The sequence below is a fragment of the Photobacterium damselae subsp. damselae genome, assembly GCF_038086725.1.
GTDB classification, from domain to species: Bacteria; Pseudomonadota; Gammaproteobacteria; order Enterobacterales; family Vibrionaceae; genus Photobacterium; species Photobacterium damselae.
Window position 1 is genome coordinate 324051 of record NZ_CP146970.1, and the last position, 18152, is coordinate 342202.

At 43.5% G+C, this 18152-nt stretch carries 18 protein-coding genes; 17 read left to right on the forward strand and 1 reads right to left on the reverse strand.

What is annotated here, in order from left to right; translation table 11 throughout:
- Window positions 1-4: 4 nt before the first annotated feature.
- The 10 genes from WAX86_RS01555 (at window position 5) to WAX86_RS01600 (ending at window position 11175) form a co-directional block, all read left to right on the forward strand.
- Window positions 5-1738 (forward strand): N-acetylmuramoyl-L-alanine amidase, encoded by a 1734-nt coding sequence (locus WAX86_RS01555; RefSeq protein ID WP_341489010.1) that lies wholly within the window; start codon window positions 5-7, stop codon window positions 1736-1738.
- 2 nt (window positions 1739-1740) lie between these two features.
- The gene (gene mutL / locus WAX86_RS01560) at window positions 1741-3804 is read left to right on the forward strand and encodes a DNA mismatch repair endonuclease MutL (RefSeq protein ID WP_341489011.1); all 2064 of its coding nucleotides are present in this window, start codon (window positions 1741-1743) and stop codon (window positions 3802-3804) included.
- A 3-nt stretch (window positions 3805-3807) separates the two neighbouring features.
- Entirely contained in the window at window positions 3808-4743 is a 936-nt protein-coding gene (gene miaA / locus WAX86_RS01565; RefSeq protein WP_005301655.1) for a tRNA (adenosine(37)-N6)-dimethylallyltransferase MiaA, read from the forward strand.
- Window positions 4744-4829: 86 nt separating this feature from the next.
- Window positions 4830-5093: an RNA chaperone Hfq gene (gene hfq, locus WAX86_RS01570; protein WP_036764510.1), complete on the forward strand. Its 264-nt coding sequence runs from the start codon at window positions 4830-4832 to the stop codon at window positions 5091-5093.
- 26 nt (window positions 5094-5119) lie between these two features.
- Window positions 5120-6409, forward strand: a complete 1290-nt coding sequence (gene hflX / locus WAX86_RS01575; RefSeq protein ID WP_005301649.1) for a ribosome rescue GTPase HflX — start codon at window positions 5120-5122, stop codon at window positions 6407-6409.
- Window positions 6410-6462: 53 nt separating this feature from the next.
- Entirely contained in the window at window positions 6463-7626 is a 1164-nt protein-coding gene (gene hflK / locus WAX86_RS01580; protein WP_065172540.1) for an FtsH protease activity modulator HflK, read from the forward strand.
- A gap of 2 nt (window positions 7627-7628) precedes the next feature.
- Window positions 7629-8639, forward strand: coding sequence for a protease modulator HflC (gene hflC / locus WAX86_RS01585; RefSeq protein ID WP_005301641.1), 1011 nt, complete (start codon window positions 7629-7631; stop codon window positions 8637-8639).
- Between the two features lie 87 nt (window positions 8640-8726).
- Window positions 8727-8921: a DUF2065 domain-containing protein gene (locus WAX86_RS01590; protein WP_167543631.1), complete on the forward strand. Its 195-nt coding sequence runs from the start codon at window positions 8727-8729 to the stop codon at window positions 8919-8921.
- Between the two features lie 116 nt (window positions 8922-9037).
- Window positions 9038-10354 (forward strand): adenylosuccinate synthase, encoded by a 1317-nt coding sequence (locus tag WAX86_RS01595; protein WP_044179278.1) that lies wholly within the window; start codon window positions 9038-9040, stop codon window positions 10352-10354.
- Window positions 10355-10545: 191 nt separating this feature from the next.
- Entirely contained in the window at window positions 10546-11175 is a 630-nt protein-coding gene (locus tag WAX86_RS01600) for a tetratricopeptide repeat protein (RefSeq protein ID WP_044179280.1), read from the forward strand.
- Window positions 11176-11238: 63 nt separating this feature from the next.
- Here the strand turns inward: WAX86_RS01600 and hmpA are convergent, their stop codons facing one another.
- Window positions 11239-12426 (reverse strand): NO-inducible flavohemoprotein, encoded by a 1188-nt coding sequence (hmpA, locus tag WAX86_RS01605; protein WP_044179356.1) that lies wholly within the window; start codon window positions 12424-12426, stop codon window positions 11239-11241.
- Window positions 12427-12531: 105 nt separating this feature from the next.
- Here hmpA and nsrR point away from each other — a divergent pair, with 105 nt between their 5' ends.
- From nsrR to rplI, 7 genes are all read left to right on the forward strand, one after another.
- A complete protein-coding gene (nsrR, locus tag WAX86_RS01610) occupies window positions 12532-12960 on the forward strand; it encodes a nitric oxide-sensing transcriptional repressor NsrR (RefSeq protein WP_036764504.1) in 429 nt (142 codons plus the stop codon).
- A gap of 136 nt (window positions 12961-13096) precedes the next feature.
- Window positions 13097-15682 carry a ribonuclease R gene (rnr, locus tag WAX86_RS01615; protein WP_341489012.1) on the forward strand — a complete coding sequence of 862 codons (2586 nt, stop codon included), beginning with the start codon at window positions 13097-13099 and terminating at the stop codon, window positions 15680-15682.
- 3 nt (window positions 15683-15685) lie between these two features.
- A complete protein-coding gene (rlmB, locus tag WAX86_RS01620; protein WP_065172542.1) occupies window positions 15686-16429 on the forward strand; it encodes a 23S rRNA (guanosine(2251)-2'-O)-methyltransferase RlmB in 744 nt (247 codons plus the stop codon).
- 222 nt (window positions 16430-16651) lie between these two features.
- Window positions 16652-17038 (forward strand): 30S ribosomal protein S6, encoded by a 387-nt coding sequence (gene rpsF, locus WAX86_RS01625; RefSeq protein ID WP_005301625.1) that lies wholly within the window; start codon window positions 16652-16654, stop codon window positions 17036-17038.
- Between the two features lie 7 nt (window positions 17039-17045).
- On the forward strand, window positions 17046-17348 hold the full coding sequence (gene priB, locus WAX86_RS01630; protein ID WP_036764502.1) for a primosomal replication protein N: 303 nt from the start codon (window positions 17046-17048) through the stop codon (window positions 17346-17348).
- Window positions 17349-17363: 15 nt separating this feature from the next.
- Window positions 17364-17591, forward strand: a complete 228-nt coding sequence (rpsR, locus tag WAX86_RS01635) for a 30S ribosomal protein S18 (RefSeq protein ID WP_002539422.1) — start codon at window positions 17364-17366, stop codon at window positions 17589-17591.
- A gap of 38 nt (window positions 17592-17629) precedes the next feature.
- The gene (rplI, locus tag WAX86_RS01640; RefSeq protein ID WP_005301592.1) at window positions 17630-18082 is read left to right on the forward strand and encodes a 50S ribosomal protein L9; all 453 of its coding nucleotides are present in this window, start codon (window positions 17630-17632) and stop codon (window positions 18080-18082) included.
- The last annotated feature ends 70 nt before the right edge of the window (window positions 18083-18152 follow it).

Below are 18152 nucleotides of genomic sequence, written 5' to 3' on the forward strand. Positions count from 1 at the left end.
TAGGATGGCGTTACGGAGTTATTTAAACCTACTGATCGTTGGGGCGAGTTTAGTCAGTTCGAGTGTTTGGGCAAACGAGCTCAAAGGAGTGCGTGTATGGCCTGCTCCAGATGAAACTCGAGTTGTATTAGATATGCAAGATAAGCCTGTCTATTCAACATTTACTCTAACTAAACCTGATCGTCTGGTCGTCGATTTAAAGAAGACGAGTAAAGATACTAAACTTCCTGTGGTGGTAAAAAACAGTGAGATTTTAAGCCAGATCCGCAGTAGTAATGCGCCTAAAAAAGGCGATTTTCGTTTGGTATTTGAAATTAAAGACGATGTTAAGCCAAATATTTTTGCGCTAGCTCCGACCCCTGGTGGTCGTTATGGGCATCGCTTAGTGCTTGATCTGCCACACCCTGGTGGTGAATCAAATTTGGTAGTGGATAAGTCAAAATCAACACCAGCAACTTCTCAAGCTACGGCTCATATGCCAAAAAGTATGGGAAAAATCGTGATTGCCATTGATGCCGGTCACGGTGGTGAAGATCCAGGTTCGATTGGTCCACATCGTAAGTATGAAAAAAATGTCACCCTTGCGATTGCTAAAAAGCTGGCTACTAAGCTGAATTCAACATCTGGTATGGAAGCGGTAATGACTCGCCGTGGAGATTATTATGTTGGGTTAAGTAAGCGCTCTGAAATTGCACGTAAGAATAAAGCACTATTGTTAGTGTCTATTCACGCCGATGCATTTACAAATCCAAGACCGCGTGGAGCATCGGTTTGGGTTCTTAACAACCGTCGAGCAAACACTGAAATTGGTCGTTGGTTGGAGCAGAGTGAAAAGCAATCTGAGCTGTTAGGTGGCGGTGATGTTTTATCGGGTAACTCTCAAGATAAATACTTAAGCCGTGCGGTATTAGACCTACAATTTAGCCACTCGCAAAAAGAGGGGTATGACGTTGCAGAGAGCGTATTACATCAATTGCGTCGAGTCACTCGTTTACATAAGAGCCAACCTCAGCATGCGAGCCTTGCAGTATTGAAATCTCCTGATATTCCATCACTGTTGGTGGAAACTGGATTTATTTCAAATCCAACTGAAGAGCGCTTGCTAACTTCACCTGCACACCAAGCCAAAATTGCTGATGCGGTTTATCGCGGTATTGTTGATTACTTTAAAGCTAACCCACCACAAGGAACAATGTTCGCTTCTCGTGGCTCAACGGTTAAGCATAAAGTAACGTCAGGACAAACATTAAGTGGTATTGCGAACCGTTATGGTGTGTCGATGGCAACGATTCGCTCAGCTAATAATCTGAAATCAAATTCAGTCAATATTGGTCAAGTGTTAGTGATTCCAAGGGGAGGAAACGTTGTAAGTACTTCCTCTCAAAAATCAGTAGCGACTAAAACTGCTGCCATTTCATCGTCATCGACATCAACGAAAGTGATTTATCATACGGTAAAACGCGGTGAATACTTAGGTCAGTTAGCAGAAAAATACGGCACAACGATGAGCCGTATTCGTTCGCTCAATAAACTTAAGTCCGATAATGTTATGTTGGGGCAAAAACTGAAAATTGAGGTTAAAGCACCGAAACAGATCACTCATAAAGTGCAACGTGGTGAATTTTTAAGTAAAATTGCTTCTAAGTACGGGGTCAGTATTGCTAGTATCCGTAATGCGAACAAATTACGATCTGATAAACTAGCTGTAGGTCAGACACTCATTATACCAAGAAGTTAATTATGCCCATTCAAATTTTACCTGCGCGTCTTGCTAACCAAATTGCTGCAGGTGAAGTGGTAGAACGACCAGCTTCTGTTGTTAAGGAGCTGGTTGAGAACAGTCTTGATGCCGGCGCTACCCGAATTGATATTGATATTGATAAAGGTGGCAGCCGGACTATTCGTATTCGCGATAATGGCAAAGGTATTCCTAAAGATGAATTAGGGCTTGCTCTTAGTCGTCATGCAACGTCCAAAATTTCCTCTCTTGATGATCTCGAAGCCATTATGAGCTTAGGCTTTCGTGGTGAGGCTCTAGCCAGTATCAGCTCTGTGGCTCGTCTAACTTTAACCTCCCGTACTGCTGAACAAGAAGAGGCCTGGTCTGCTTATGCTGAAGGGCGAGATATGGCGGTACAACTTAAACCAGCAGCTCATCCTGTTGGTACTACGGTTGAAGTGCTAGATCTATTTTTTAATACTCCTGCTCGCCGAAAGTTTCTTCGAGCAGAAAAAACTGAATTTGCCCATATTGATGAGCTCATTAAACGAATCGCTCTAAGCCGATTCGATGTGAATATTACTTTGCGTCATAACGGTAAGGTTATTCGTCAATATCGAGCAGCACAAACTCAAGCGCAAAAGGAACGTCGGCTAGCAACCGCTTGTGGCCAAGGTTTTTTACAACATGCTTTAGTAGTTGAACTCACCCATGGCGATTTGAAATTATCTGGTTGGATTTGTAGCTCATCAGGTGCGCGCAGCCAAAACGATATTCAATATTGCTATGTAAACGGCCGAATGATGAAAGATAAACTTATCAATCATGCGATTCGCCAAGCTTATGAGAGCAGTTTAGCGCCAGAGCAGTATGCAGCTTATGTTTTATTTATCGATCTCAATCCTCACGATGTTGATGTAAACGTTCATCCAGCAAAACATGAAGTGCGTTTTCATCAAGCTCGTCTTGTTCATGACTTTATCTATCAGGGTATTCAAAGTGCCTTGCAGCAAAGTGATGATTTTATCGAGATACAGTCACCTCAGCGTCTAAGTGCAAAAGCTAATATTGATAGTGAATACTCACATCATGCTGTGCCAGAAGCAACCTATCAAGCGATAGAGCAAACGCCTGATTATCCAAATAAACAACCGGCTAAACAGTGGCGAGAGCAGACGCATTACGAGACAGGTTCAACTAAAACAGCTCGTGAAATATCTAATCACTCCCAGCCATCAAGTGACTATCGCTCAGAGAAGCAAGGTGCCATCACAAATACACCTTCGCGCCAATACGGAACGACAAACTATCGAGCTGAAGGTGGTCCGAGTCCTGCTGAAGTGGCGGCATATCAACGTTTAATTCAAACACCAGACGCGGTTGAAGAGCGAGCATTAGATACGACATTTAATGACGCTCATGTGAATTCACCAACAGTAACAGAATCGAATGTGTGGCAAGAGTATACCCCAAGTATGCCCGAGCCAATTCGTCGGCATTCAAGTGTAAATTCTGAGGTTGAAGGGCTAGGTAAGGCATTGGTTATTGTCGAAAAACAGTATCTAGTTGTCAGCCGAAATCAAAATCTTGCTCTATTATCATTAGAGGTGGCTCAAAATTTAAGAATCCAAGGACAACTGAAGTTAGCGCAGAGCGAAGGGTTGAAACCGCAGCCACTATTAATACCGCACTCAATCCCTGTTAGCCCTGAGTTGTTAGAATCGGCTCAGCAGCATCAAGCGTTATTACAGAAGTTAGGAATTCAATTAAAAGCAAAAGGAAAGCAATCTCTTATTATCATGTCAGTTTGTATGCCTTTGCGGCAGCAAAACTTACAACAATTGATCCCAAATTTGTTAACCTACTTAGGATCCATTGCTGAAGATCCAACTCAGCAGGGATGGGATAAGTTATTAGATTGGTTTGCGCAACAATGTGTGGTTGCTCAAGAGCAATATTCACTGTCGCAAGCTATTCAATTAGTGACTGAACTAGAGCAGCTTTGGGGAGCCCAATTAACCGACCATTATGATCGATTATTGCGTTCCGTTGATCTGCATACAGCCATAGAAGCATTTAAGTAGAATATGAGTAAGCCATTACCACAGGCCATTTTTTTAATGGGGCCAACAGCATCAGGCAAAACAGATTTAGCAATCCGTTTGCGCCAAGAGTTACCTGTAGAGTTGATTAGTGTCGACTCTGCCCTTATCTATAAGGGAATGGATATCGGAACGGCAAAGCCCGATGCTCATGAGCTGGCCCTTGCGCCTCATCGACTTATTGATATTCGTGATCCAGCGCAAAGTTATTCAGCTGCAGACTTTCGTGCTGATGCACTTAAAGAAATGGCTGATATAGTTGCAGCAGGGCGCATACCTTTATTGGTGGGCGGAACCATGCTGTATTACAAAGCCTTGTTAGAAGGTCTTTCTCCGTTGCCGGCGGCAGATCCTGAGATCCGTGCTGGTATTGAACAAGAAGCAAAAGAGAAAGGCTGGCAAGCTTTGCATGAGGAATTAGTGCGAATCGACCCAGTATCAGGGGCTAGGATTCATCCTAATGATCCACAACGATTGTCTCGTGCATTGGAAGTTTTCCGTATTTCCGGCAAAACTTTAACTGAGTTAACGAAAACTCAAGGTGATGCTTTACCATATAAAGTTCACCAATTTGCAATCGCTCCCAAGGATAGGACTGTTCTGCATCAACGAATTGAGCTGCGTTTTGAGAAAATGATGGCAGCTGGCTTTGAACAAGAGGTTAAAGCGCTTTATGAGCGTGGTGATCTTCATCCTGATCTGCCATCAATCCGTTGTGTAGGTTATCGTCAGATGTGGGATTATTTGGACGGTCATTGCGATCAAGATGAAGCGGTCTTCCGTGGTATCTGCGCGACCCGTCAATTAGCGAAGCGTCAAATCACCTGGCTAAGAAGTTGGAAAGATTTGACGTGGTTGGATAGCGGGGATGTGGATACATCGTTACAAACCGTCACAAACTCAGTAAGATATGATGGTTAATAAAGGTGTATACTCAGAACTGTTTTGCGTATTTTAGTTTTTGTTCGTTGCTAACTACAACTACAAACCAATAAGGAAAAGAAATAATGGCTAAGGGGCAATCTCTGCAAGACCCGTTTTTAAATGCGCTGCGTCGTGAAAGAATTCCGGTGTCTATTTATCTGGTTAACGGTATCAAACTACAAGGCCAAATCGAATCGTTTGATCAGTTTGTGATCCTACTTAAAAACACTGTAAACCAGATGGTTTATAAACACGCAATTTCAACAGTTGTACCTGCTCGTCCGGTGAATCATCACCACGCAGCAACAGGCACAGCTGAGCGTCCTCAAGAAAAAATTGAAGAGTAATATTCTTCAATTAAGGAGTTGATAGCTTGTTTGACCGTTATGAAGCCGGTGAGCAGGCCGTACTTGTTCATGTCAACTTCACGCAAGAAGGGGAATGGGAAGACTTACGTGAATTTGAAATGTTGGTCTCTTCGGCGGGAGTCAATTCGCTACGTGTAGTAACAGGTAGTCGAAAAACTCCCCACCCTAAATATTATGTGGGGGAAGGTAAGGCTTTAGAAATTGCAGATGCAGTTCGCGCTGTTGATGCTGATATTGTGATTTTTAATCACGCCTTATCTCCTGCACAAGAACGTAACCTTGAGCAATTGTGCCAATGTCGAGTGGTTGACCGTACCGGGTTGATTCTTGATATTTTTGCCCAGCGAGCACGTACCCATGAAGGTAAGTTGCAAGTTGAATTAGCTCAGTTACGTCATCTGTCTACTCGATTAATTCGTGGCTGGACTCACCTTGAGCGTCAAAAAGGTGGTATCGGTCTGCGAGGTCCAGGTGAAACCCAGCTGGAAACCGATAGACGTTTATTGCGTGAGCGTATTAAAGCCATCTTACGTCGTTTAGACAAAGTGGCAAAACAGCGAGAGCAGGGCCGACGTGCGAGAAATCGAGCTGAAATCCCAACAATCTCATTAGTTGGTTACACCAACGCGGGTAAGTCTACGTTGTTTAACCGTATTACTGATGCTGGCGTTTACGCTGCCGATCAGTTATTCGCAACTCTAGATCCTACCTTGCGTAAAGTTGAAGTCGCAGATGTCGGTACGGCAATATTAGCTGACACTGTAGGTTTTATTCGTCATTTACCCCATGATTTGGTCGCGGCTTTTAAAGCAACACTAAAAGAGACTCAAGAAGCAGATTTATTGCTTCATGTTGTAGATGCTAGTGATGATCGCTTCCGTGAAAATATTGATGCTGTTGAAAGTGTCTTAGAAGAAATTGAAGCTCACGAAGTCCCATCATTATTGGTGATGAATAAAATCGATAATCTAGAAGGTGCCAAACCGCGTATTGAGCGTGATGACGATGGCGTTCCACGTCGAGTTTGGGTTTCTGCTATGGAAGGTATCGGGTTAGACCTGTTGTTCCAGGCATTAACTGAGCGTCTTTCTGGGACCATGGTAAAACATACACTACGTTTACCACCTGAGTTGATCGGGCGTTATCGTAGTAAGTTTTATCAATTAGGTTGTATCTTGCGAGAAGAATATGAGTCGGACGGCTGTTTGACCATAGATATCCGCATACAGTTGGCCGATTGGTCACGGTTACAAAAAAGAGAAAGTACTTCGTTAGATGACTTTATCGTTGCTTAATGGATTGCTAAAGTAATAAAACTGTCGTCATATCATACTGATGGAGTTCTATAATGGCGTGGAATGAGCCTGGCAATAACGGCGACCGCGACAATGATCCTTGGGGAAATAACAATAAAAATCGTGGTGGTCGCGATCAAGGACCACCAGATTTAGATGAAGTTTTCTCAAAGCTCAGTCGTAAGGTTGGCGGAATTTTAGGGAATAACAAAGGGTCTTCTTCTGGCGGCGGAGCCGTTGGTTTAGGGGCCGTTGCAGTATTAGCTGCTGCAGTTTGGGGTTTCTCCGGTTTTTATACCATCGGGGAAGCGGAACAAGGTGTGGTATTACGATTTGGTAAGTTTGACCAAATTGTAAAACCAGGTTTGAACTGGAAACCAACTTTTATTGATGAAGTGATTCCAGTAAACGTACAAGCGATTCGTTCGCTACGTGCATCAGGCCTAATGCTCACTAAAGACGAAAACGTACTGAAAGTTGAAATGGATGTTCAGTATCGTGTCGATGATGCTGAAAAGTATTTATTTAGTGTAACTAATGCCGATGATAGCTTACGTCAAGCAACTGATTCTGCACTACGTGCTGTTATTGGTGACTCAACAATGGATGAGGCACTAACAACTGGCCGTCAGGCAATTCGTGCTGATACCCAAGAGGCGATTGATAAGATCATTGCTAAATATAATATGGGTATCCGTGTTGTTGATGTGAACTTCCAGTCTGCTCGTCCACCGGAAGCGGTAAAAGATGCATTTGATGATGCGATTGCTGCCCGTGAGGATGAGGAGCGTTATGTACGTGAAGCCGAAGCTTACAGCAATGATATCTTGCCAAAAGCAATTGGTCGTGCAGAGCGTATTAAGAACGAAGCCGAAGGTTATTCTGAGCGTGTTGTTAATGGTGCGCTAGGTGACGTAGCTCAGTTTGATAAGCTATTACCTGAATACCTAAAAGCGAAAGAAGTGACACGTGAGCGTTTGTATCTCGATACAATGGAACGTGTGTACAGCAATACAAGTAAAGTGTTAATTGACACTAAATCAAATGGTAACTTGCTGTATTTACCACTTGATAAAATGATCAATCAAGCACCTAAAGCGAAGGCTCCTGAAACTGACAGTCAAAGTTTCAGTGGCATCGAGTTAGAGAAAGTTGAACCACAAACTCCAGTGACTCCTGTACCTCGTACAGAAACTGGTCGTCAGGGGAGATATTAATTATGCGTAAGTTAATGATCCCAGTTGTGGTGATTTTTATTGCTCTATTGCTGATGTCAGTCTTCGTTGTTAAGGAAGGCGAGCGTGGTATCGTGGTTCGTTTCGGTCGAATTATCAAAGATAACAATACTGAAGTGGCTCAGGTCTACGCGCCAGGTTTGCATTTTAAAGTGCCTGTGTTTGATCGTGTTCATATGTTAGATGCACGTATTCAAACCATGGACGATCAAGCAGACCGTTTCCTTACTGCAGAGAAAAAAGACGTTATTATTGATACTTATGTTAAGTGGCGTATCCAAAACTTTGGTCAGTACTACTTAGCAACGGGTGGCGGTAATATTTCAACGGCTGAAGCGCTACTAAAGCGTAAAGTGGTTGATAGTCTTCGCGCAGAAATCGGTGCTAAAGAGATCAAGCAAATTGTCTCTGGTAAAGACAGTGCGCAGCCAAAAGCTGCGAAAACTGATGATGCTAACGATCAACAGACTCAAATTGCTGAAGAGATTGTTAAAGGTCTACTGCCTGAAAATGATGTTAAAGAAGTAGAAGGTCAGCGTGATCAAATCATGGCCGATGTACTAAGTGAAACTCGTGATAGTGCGAAAGATCTTGGTATTGAAGTGGTGGATTTCCGTATTAAGAAAATCAACCTACCAGATGAAATCAGCGAATCTATCTACCGTCGTATGCGAGCAGAACGTGAGTCGGTTGCGCGTAGTTACCGTTCTCAAGGTCGTCAGCGTGCAGAAGAGCTACGTGCTCGTGCTGAACTAAAAGTAGCGACTATCTTAGCTGAAGCAAACCGTAAAGCTCAGGTTTTACGCGGTGATGCAGATGCTCAAGCAGCCGATACTTATGCTGAAGCGTATACGAAGAACCCTGAATTCTTTAGTTTCTGGCGTTCATTAAAGGCTTATGAGAAGAGCTTCAATTCGAAGAATGACGTACTGGTTATCGACCCTGATACCGAGTTCTTCCGTTACATGAACCAAGCAAATCCAAAAGCGAATTAAGTAAAGGCTTGGCTCTGATAACGAGCACTTTATAATAGGAAGACAAGGTCTTGTGGCCTTGTCTTTTTTTTATCTGAGTAAAAAATTATGGCAAATTCAATTTGGTTGGCTATCGGGCTAGTCTTAGTCTTTGAAGGTTTGGGGCCACTGCTTGCTCCTCGTGGCTGGCGTGACATGGTTGGCCAATTAAGTCAGCAAAGTGATAACACATTACGCCGTATTGGTGGCTGTTTGGTGGTTGCTGGTGTAGTGATAGCCTATATGATGTATTCCTCACTCTAGTATTTTGTAATTTGCGCATTGGATTTGGCCGTTTTGGTCTAAATGGTCAAAAAATGACTGCAAGGCGTGAATTAAGGTGCTAGAATTCTTTTTTAACTACTGATAGACGAAGAAAGATGGCAAACAATGTAGTCGTTTTAGGCACCCAATGGGGTGACGAGGGTAAAGGTAAGATCGTAGATCTACTAACAGAAGATGCAAAGTATGTGGTTCGCTACCAAGGCGGTCACAACGCAGGTCATACTCTAGTGATCGACGGTGAGAAAACTGTTCTTCACCTAATCCCATCAGGTATCCTACGTGACAACGTTAAATGCATCATCGGTAACGGTGTTGTACTTTCTCCAGATGCACTAATGAAAGAAATGGGCCCGCTAGAAGAGCGTGGTATTCCAGTTCGTGAGCGTCTATTCCTGTCAGAAGCTTGTCCACTAATTCTTCCTTACCACATTGCGCTAGACCAAGCTCGTGAAATTGCTCGCGGTAAAAAAGCTATCGGTACAACTGGCCGTGGTATCGGTCCTGCTTACGAAGATAAAGTTGCACGTCGCGGTCTTCGTGTTGGCGATCTATTCAATAAAGAAGCATTTGCTGAGAAGCTAAAAGAAGTTATGGCTTACCACAACTTCCAGCTTGAGCATTACTACAATGCTGAGCCTGTAAGCTACGAAGAAGTGCTAGAAGGTGTGATGGCACAAGCTGACATCCTAACTTCAATGGTTATTGACGTAACTAAAGAGCTTGATGACGCTCGTCTACGTGGCGACAAGATCATGTTCGAAGGTGCGCAAGGTACTCTACTTGATATCGACCACGGTACTTACCCGTACGTAACTTCTTCTAACACTACAGCTGGTGGTGTTGCTGCAGGTTCTGGTTTCGGTCCTCGTCACCTTGGTTATATCCTAGGTATTGCGAAAGCTTACTGTACTCGCGTTGGTGCAGGTCCTTTCCCAACTGAACTATACGATGGTCTAGAAAAGCAAGATCCTATCGGTAAACACCTAGGTACTGTTGGCCATGAGTTTGGTGCAACAACAGGTCGTCTACGTCGTACAGGTTGGTTCGATGCTGTGGCTATGCGTCGTGCAGTACAAATCAACTCTATCTCTGGTTTCTGTCTAACTAAGCTAGACGTACTAGATGGTCTAGAAGAACTTAAGATCTGTACTGGTTACAAGACTAAGACTGGTGAGATCCTAGAAGTATCTCCAATGGCTGCAGACGAGTACGAAGATCTAGAGCTAATCTACGAAACAATGCCTGGTTGGAGCGAGAAGACTTTCGGTGTTAAATCACTAGAAGAGCTTCCTCAAACAGCACTAGATTACATTGCACGTATCGAAGAGCTAACAGGCGTTCCTGTAGATATCATCTCAACAGGTCCTGACCGTAACGAAACTATCATCAAAGTTCACCCATACGGCGAATAATTGATCTAGTTCGTAGCTGAAACATGCTTAAATCGAAAGCCAGCCTTAGTGCTGGCTTTTTGTTATCTAAAATATATAAACCGTTGCAATTTAAGATGTGATCTTGAGGCAGAAAATTGACAGAACCAAGGTCTAAAGTTCGGCGGTTATTGGTCGATACTTAATTATCGCAATAATAATGAGAGCTAATAATGAAGCCTGCCGTAAAGTTATGGCTGTTAAGTGCCGCTATCATACCTATTTGGGGCTGGTCTCAAGGGGTAGGCGATGCTGTGCCTGTTTATTCAGACTCTCAATTGATCCATCTTTTTGATACCAATCGTCATTTAGCACAGGTAAAAGCTGATGATTGTCAATTAGTCCAAGATATTATAGCTAGAGCAAGACGTGTTCAGTCTCCCGCTTACCAGTTTCTTTACGGTGATATGTTAGCTTGGGGAGTCTGTGTGCCCAAAGATGCGGAAACTGGGCTCTACTATATGAAGAAAGCGGCAAATCAGGGCTTACCCGCAGCACTTGAGCAATTAGGTCGTTATTACGCAGCAGGTACTTTGGTTCAACAAGACAGAGATCGAGCGATCTTGTATCTTCGTGAAGCGGCTGCAATGGGAAATATTGCAGCAAGAATTCAGCTAGCCGAACTGTTGCTTAAAGATTATGGCAGCCCATTGGATTATGAAGACGCATATCGGTGGCTCTATTTCAGCGTGACCGACAACCGAAATCAACATCAGCGTATTACTCAGCTACGCCGTCGACTAGAGCATCAAATGCCCGCTAATATTATCGCCAGAGCCAAGCGAGAAGAGCTGCTTTGGTAGATCAAAAAAACCTCCGTAAATGGAGGTTTTCTCTTTTAGGCTATTGGCAACAATGCAAGGTGATTAAATCACTTTATGAGGACCAAAGCATTCATAATGTAGACGGTCTTGCTCGACACCCATCGCCATAAGTTGTTTGGCAACGTGTTGCATGAATCCAACTGGGCCACAGAAATAAAACTGCATATCTTTATCTTTAGTCAATTCTGCTGCTAATAGAGTCAGATCCATCAAGCCCGCATAATCGTAATCTTCACTTAATACATCATCGGCTTGTGGCTCTTGATACCAAGTAGTTGGCTTAATTTGAGCATTTTTTAGTGCCAATTGCTTGATGTGATCTTTAAAGGCGTGATGACGACCATTGTGCGCAGCGTGGAGCCAATAAACGGAGTGATCGTGTTGCTGTAGGGTTTCTAGCATTGCAAGTGTTGGCGTTAAACCGACACCGGCAGAAATAAGAGTCACAGGAGTGGTTGGGTTCTCTTCCAAGAAAAAGTCACCCGCAGGTGCAGCCAATAGCACTTTATCTCCTTCAACTAAGCTATCATGAAGATAACTTGATACTAAACCACCATCTTCACGCTTAACCGAGATTCGGTATGTATTTGGCTGGGGGGCGCTTGATAAGCTGTATTGACGAATTTCTTGGAACTCGAACTGCTCAGGCTTTAAGTAAACACCTAAATATTGACCTGGTTTAAATGCTGCAACCGGCTGGCCATCCGTTGGTTTAAATGTGAAGCTCGTAATGACATCACTTTCTTGGCGCTTTTCAACGAGTTCAAATTCGCGAGTACCGCGCCAGCCACCTTGCTTTGCTTCATTTTCTTGGTAAATATCTTCTTCACGAGTAATAAAAATATTAGCTAATACGCCATAAGCTTCAGCCCAAGCGTCTAAAACTTCCTGCCCAGGGGATAGCAATTCATCAATAGTAGCCAATAAATGATGACCAACAATTTGATATTGCTCTGCTGTTATCATAAAACTGGTGTGTTTATGAGCAATTTTTTCAACTGCAGGTAATAGAGCTTCAAGATTTTCAATGTTAGTCGCATAGGCACAAATTGCATTAAATAATGCTTCTCGTTGTGCACCATTTCGTTGGTGACTTAAATTGAAAATATCTTTAAGTTCAGGGTTATGCTGAAACATACGCTGATAAAAATGGGCAGTTAAGGCAGGACCTGTCTCTGCAATTACCGGCGTTGTTGCTTTAACAATATCGATAGTTTGTTGGCTAATCATTACTTCTTTCTCTAACTTGTATTTATAATGTATGTTATATGTTGTATCTGATAGGTATCTTTTAGTCAAGAACAAGATTAAAATATTGCAAAGGAGGAGTTATTTGTGCAGTTAACAAGTTTTACCGATTATGGCCTAAGAGCCTTGATATATCTGGCAACTTTACCTCAAGGTGAGTTGACCAGTATTACTAAAGTAACCGAAACCTATAATGTTTCACGAAATCATATGGTCAAAATTATTAATAAACTTGGCCAATTAGGATACGTTGAAACTGTTCGAGGTAAAAATGGCGGAATTCGCTTAGGTATGGCTGCTGAAAGCATTGTACTGGGTGATGTTGTTCGTGCCATTGAACCGCTGCAAATTGTTAATTGTAGCGATGAGTTTTGTCATATTACGCCAGCATGTCGTTTGAAGAATGTGCTAGCGGACGCGCGCGCAGTATTTTTGGCTGAGTTGGATAAACATACGTTGGCCTCATTAGTTGATGATAATCCACCACTGCGCATTTTATTGAATCATATTGACTAACAGTCTGTTTTTACTGAACTTATAACTTCTCAGTAAATAATATTTAGTGGAGCTTGTCACGATAGTGAACTGGCTCCCATCTTTCACCTATCGGCGCAATATACTTAAGGTATGTTAGGGCCAACAGGATCAACATATGTCTACAGGTACAACCGATTTACCGGTCGACCCATTTCGCGATCGCGAAGCAACTAACTATGAAAATCCGATTCCAAGTCGCGAGATGCTACTTGAAGTGATTCGAGGCTTTGATACGCCAATCAGTCGTGATCAGTTGTTTGCGGAATTGAAATTGGAAGGGGATGACCAATACGAAGGATTACGCCGTCGCTTACGTGCGATGGAGCGTGATGGTCAATTAATTTTTACTCGTCGTCAGTGTTATGCACTGCCTGAACGTCTGGATCTGATCAAAGGTTACGTCATGGGTCACCGTGATGGTTTTGGCTTTGTTCGTCCAGAAGGCAACATGTCAAAAGACGACGATTTACTACTGCCTGTTCATCAGATGCGCGGTGTGATCCACGGTGATTACATTTTAGCTCAAGTGGCAGGTGTCGATAAACGTGGTCGCAAAGAAGGTCGCGTAGTTCGAGTATTAAAACCAACAACGGCTCAAATTGTTGGTCGCTTCTTTATTGAAGATGGCATGGGTTATGTGGTGCCAGATGATTCACGTATTGCGCAAGATATCGTGATTCCACAAGCCGATCGCTTAGGTGCCCGTATGGGTAATGTGGTGGTGGTTGAAATCACCCAACGAGCGACTCGTCAGTACAACGCTGTGGGTAAAGTGGTGGAAGTCCTTGGTGAAAATATGGCACCAGGTATGGAAATTGAAATCGCATTACGCACCCATGATATTCCTCATGAATGGCCAGCTGATGTTGAAAAACAGATCAAAGACTTAACCGAAGAAGTGCCAGAAGAGGCGAAGCAAGGTCGAGTTGATTTGCGTCAGTTGCCATTGGTTACCATTGATGGTGAAGATGCGCGCGACTTTGACGATGCTGTCTTTTGTGAGAAGAAAAAATCAGGCGGCTGGCGTCTTTGGGTTGCCATTGCAGATGTGAGCTACTACGTTCGCCACGATTCTGCTTTAGATAAAGAAGCGGTTAAACGTGGTAACTCGGTTTACTTCCCATCGCAAGTTATTCCGATGCTACCTGAAGTGCTATCAAATGGTCTGTGTTCACTTAACCCACAAGTGGATCGCTTGTGTATGGTGTGCGAGATGACCATTTCCGATACGGGTAAATTGTCCGGTTATAAGCACTACGAAGCGGTAATGAATTCGCATGCCCGTTTAACGTACACCAAAGTAAGCAAAATGCTTGAAGGTGATGAAGAGTTGCGTGAGCGTTATGCGCCACTAGTTCCTCATCTTGAAGAGCTTTATAGCATGTATAAAGTGCTAAAAGAGGCTCGTGAAGCACGTGGCGCAATTGAATTTGAAACGGTAGAAACGCAGTTCATTTTCAATGCGGATCGTAAAATTGATCGTATTGTGCCTGCAGTGCGTAATGATGCGCATAAGATCATCGAAGAATGTATGATCTTAGCCAATATAGCATCGGCTCGTTTTGTTGAAAAAGCCAAAGAGCCTGCTCTGTATCGTGTGCACGATGTTCCAGGTGAAGAGCGCTTAACAGGATTTCGAGACTTTTTAGGTGAGCTAGGTCTTCAGCTTGATGGTGGTTTTGAGCCAGCACCTGCTGATTACGCGAAATTGGCACACCAAATCGAAGGCCGTGAAGATAAAGAATTGATTCAAACCATGCTGCTACGCTCAATGAAGCAAGCGGTTTATCAAGCCGATAATATTGGTCACTTTGGTTTGGCTCTTAAGCAGTATGCTCACTTTACTTCACCAATCCGTCGTTATCCCGATTTAACCTTGCACCGTGCAATTAAATATCTAATCGCTAAGCAGGAAGGTCGTAATCAAGATCGTTGGACACCAACAGGCGGCTATCACTACTCATTTGATGATATCGATGTGTTAGGTGAGCAGTGCTCTATGACTGAGCGCCGCGCTGATGATGCGACCCGCGATGTTGCCGATTGGTTGAAATGTGAATACATGCAAGACCACCTAGGCGATGAGTTCGATGGTGTGATTGCCAACGTGACAGGCTTTGGTTTCTTTGTTCGTCTTAACGAGCTAAATATTGATGGTTTGGTGCATGTTAGTAATTTAGCGAATGATTACTATCAATATGACCCGATTGGCCAACGCTTAATTGGTGAAAGTTCAGGTCAAATCTACCGCTTAGGTGACTCTGTCAAAGTAAAAGTGGCTGCAATTAATCTAAATGATCGTCAAATTGACTTTGATTTGGTTGGCAGTAAACGTAAAGTACGCGGCGAAGGCAAAACGGCGAAAAACCGTGATAAGAAACAGCGCATGCGTAAAGCTGAAGGCCTAAAACGTCAAAGTTTGAAGGTTTATCGTGTTGAGGATGGGGCGGCAGTCGTAGATCCTGCTAAGCAAGAACAACAGCAAGCAGAGAAAAAGAAAGATCGCAGTTCAACTCGCCAGAAGCTAAAACAAGGTGCTATTCCAAAATTTGAGGATGATAAAGCACCAAAAGGTCGCGGCAAAGGCGGCAAGAAGAAAGCATCAACCGATACCAAGGCTAAAGCAAAGCCATCGACGGCAGCACGTAAAAAGAAAAAGCAGCGTGCTGGTAAAGCGGAACGAGCAGCAAAGAAGAAATAATCCATGAGTAATGAAATGATTTTCGGCATTCACGCCGTTAAAGCAGTATTAGCATCAGATCCTTCCCGTTTTATCGAAGTATTTGTGCTAAAAGGTCGTCAAGATGAGCGTCTACTGCCAATTCTAAACGAACTTCAAATGCTGGGTGTAACTATGCAGCAAGCGGGTCGTAAGGCATTGGATGACAAAGTTCGTGGGGCAAACCATCAAGGTATTGTCGCTCGCGTTCGTCCTGGTAAGCAGTTCAATGAAAACGACTTAGATGCAATTTTAGCGGGTAAAGAAAATCCATTATTGCTGATTCTTGATGGTGTAACCGATCCTCATAACTTAGGTGCTTGTCTACGAAATGCAGATGCAGCCGGTGCGGTAGCGATTATTGTGCCAAAAGACCGCTCTGCTCAGTTAACAGCTACAGCCAGTAAAGTTGCTTGTGGTGCCGCAGAAGTGGTGCCTTTGGTTCGAGTGACAAACCTTGCTCGTACTATGCGTTATCTGCAAGAAGAGAAAAATATCTGGATTGTGGGCACCGCAGGTGAAGCGACTCACGATATTTACCAGACTAAGTTAACCGGCCCGCTTGCGATTGTAATGGGAGCAGAAGGTGAAGGTATGCGTCGTCTAACTCGTGAAACGTGCGATGATCTTATTAAGATCCCAATGGCCGGTTCTGTATCGAGTTTGAACGTATCTGTTGCTAGCGGTATCTGTCTGTTTGAGGCAGTACGTCAGCGTATCGAGCGCTAATCTTAGAAACATTCTTTGTTTAACTCTACGATAGAAAAGCCTAAGGAGGTAATGCTCTTTAGGCTTTTTGTTTTTGTCTCGCCAACAAGAAAATTTGCTTGCTAAGATTGTCCAATCTCTGTACTATCCTGCCTCTAAATTCTCGGTTCTTTTTTTCGTTCCTTGCTTCCCCAGGATAACCGAGCCGACAAGGGAAGCTGAATAATCCGTAAGGAGCAACCAATGCGTCATTACGAAATCGTATTCATGGTGCACCCTGATCAAAGCGAGCAAGTTGCTGGCATGATCGAGCGTTACACTGCTGCTATCAAAGATTCTGGTGGTCAGATTCACCGTCTAGAAGATTGGGGTCGTCGTCAAATGGCTTACCCAATCAACAAACTGCACAAAGCACACTACGTTCTAATGAACGTTGAAGCTGAGCAGGCTGTTATTGACGAGCTTGAGTCAAACTTCCGCTTCAACGACGCAGTGATCCGTAACATGATCATGCGTACTAAAGGCGCTATCACTGAGCCATCTCCAATGATGAAGGCTAAAGAAGAGCGTTTCACTAAGCGTGAAGAGCGTGCAGAAGCACAATCTGAAGGCGAAGCAGCTGCTGAGTAATTTGTAAATGACCAATCGTCTGGAGTTAGTTGGTACTATTGCCAAACAACCCAAGCGAAGCCAATCTCCTGCGGGAATACCTCATTGTCACTTTGTGCTTGAGCATCGCTCGATACAACAGGAAGCCGGCTTACCACGCCAAGTATATTGTTATATTAACGTGGTAGTCAGCGGCAAAGGTCAACAAGTACTCACTCAAGATTTAGCTATCGGTAGTCATATTAAGGTAGGAGGTTTTATCTCTTATCAAACCGGCCGTAATGGCATTGGTAAATTAGTATTACATGCCGATCACATTGACATAATTTAGATCAGGAGATAGCCCATGGCTCGTTTCTTCCGTCGTCGTAAATTCTGCCGTTTCACTGCAGAAGGCGTACAAGAGATTGACTACAAAGACGTAGCAACTCTAAAAAACTACATCACTGAAGCTGGTAAAATCGTTCCTAGCCGTATCACTGGTACTCGCGCTAAATACCAGCGTCAGCTAGCTCGCGCTATCAAGCGTTCTCGTTACCTAGCACTTCTACCATACACTGACAAGCATCAGTAATCGGTAGTAGTTTTTAGACTTTTATAGAGGACAAGATAATGCAAGTTATTCTACTTGATAAAATCGCTAACCTAGGTGGCCTTGGCGACCAAGTTAACGTAAAAGCTGGCTACGCTCGTAACTTCCTTATCCCACAAGCTAAGGCAGTAATGGCAACTAAAGCTAACGTTGAAATGTTTGAAGCACGTCGTGCAGAGCTAGAAGCTAAAGTTGCTGAGCAACAAGCTGCTGCTCAAGCTCGCGCTGAAGCACTAAACGCACTAGAAGCTGTAGTTATCGCTTCTAAAGCTGGTGACGAAGGTAAACTATTCGGTTCTATCGGTACTCGTGACATCGCTGACGCTGTAACTGCAGCTGGCGTTGCACTAGTTAAGAGCGAAGTACGTCTACCTGAAGGTGCACTACGCACTACTGGCGAATTCGAAGTTAGCATCCAGCTAAACTCTGATGTATTCGCAACTGTTAAACTAAACGTTGTTGCTGCAGAGTAATCGCTTTTAGCTTTAATAGAAAAACCAGCCTCCGGGCTGGTTTTTTTGTTTGGGCGTATTATTTCTCGAC

Bases quoted from the DNA above. Each gene is read 5' to 3' on its own strand.
- WAX86_RS01555 (WP_341489010.1), top strand. From the start codon at position 5: ATGGCGTTACGGAGTTATTTAAACCTACTGATCGTTGGGGCGAGTTTA.
- mutL (WP_341489011.1), top strand. From the start codon at position 1,741: ATGCCCATTCAAATTTTACCTGCGCGTCTTGCTAACCAAATTGCTGCA.
- miaA (WP_005301655.1), top strand. From the start codon at position 3,808: ATGAGTAAGCCATTACCACAGGCCATTTTTTTAATGGGGCCAACAGCA.
- hfq (WP_036764510.1), top strand. From the start codon at position 4,830: ATGGCTAAGGGGCAATCTCTGCAAGACCCGTTTTTAAATGCGCTGCGT.
- hflK (WP_065172540.1), top strand. From the start codon at position 6,463: ATGGCGTGGAATGAGCCTGGCAATAACGGCGACCGCGACAATGATCCT.
- hflC (WP_005301641.1), top strand. From the start codon at position 7,629: ATGCGTAAGTTAATGATCCCAGTTGTGGTGATTTTTATTGCTCTATTG.
- WAX86_RS01590 (WP_167543631.1), top strand. From the start codon at position 8,727: ATGGCAAATTCAATTTGGTTGGCTATCGGGCTAGTCTTAGTCTTTGAA.
- WAX86_RS01595 (WP_044179278.1), top strand. From the start codon at position 9,038: ATGGCAAACAATGTAGTCGTTTTAGGCACCCAATGGGGTGACGAGGGT.
- WAX86_RS01600 (WP_044179280.1), top strand. From the start codon at position 10,546: ATGAAGCCTGCCGTAAAGTTATGGCTGTTAAGTGCCGCTATCATACCT.
- hmpA (WP_044179356.1), bottom strand. From the start codon at position 12,426: ATGATTAGCCAACAAACTATCGATATTGTTAAAGCAACAACGCCGGTA.
- rnr (WP_341489012.1), top strand. From the start codon at position 13,097: ATGTCTACAGGTACAACCGATTTACCGGTCGACCCATTTCGCGATCGC.
- rlmB (WP_065172542.1), top strand. From the start codon at position 15,686: ATGAGTAATGAAATGATTTTCGGCATTCACGCCGTTAAAGCAGTATTA.
- rpsF (WP_005301625.1), top strand. From the start codon at position 16,652: ATGCGTCATTACGAAATCGTATTCATGGTGCACCCTGATCAAAGCGAG.
- priB (WP_036764502.1), top strand. From the start codon at position 17,046: ATGACCAATCGTCTGGAGTTAGTTGGTACTATTGCCAAACAACCCAAG.
- rpsR (WP_002539422.1), top strand. From the start codon at position 17,364: ATGGCTCGTTTCTTCCGTCGTCGTAAATTCTGCCGTTTCACTGCAGAA.
- rplI (WP_005301592.1), top strand. From the start codon at position 17,630: ATGCAAGTTATTCTACTTGATAAAATCGCTAACCTAGGTGGCCTTGGC.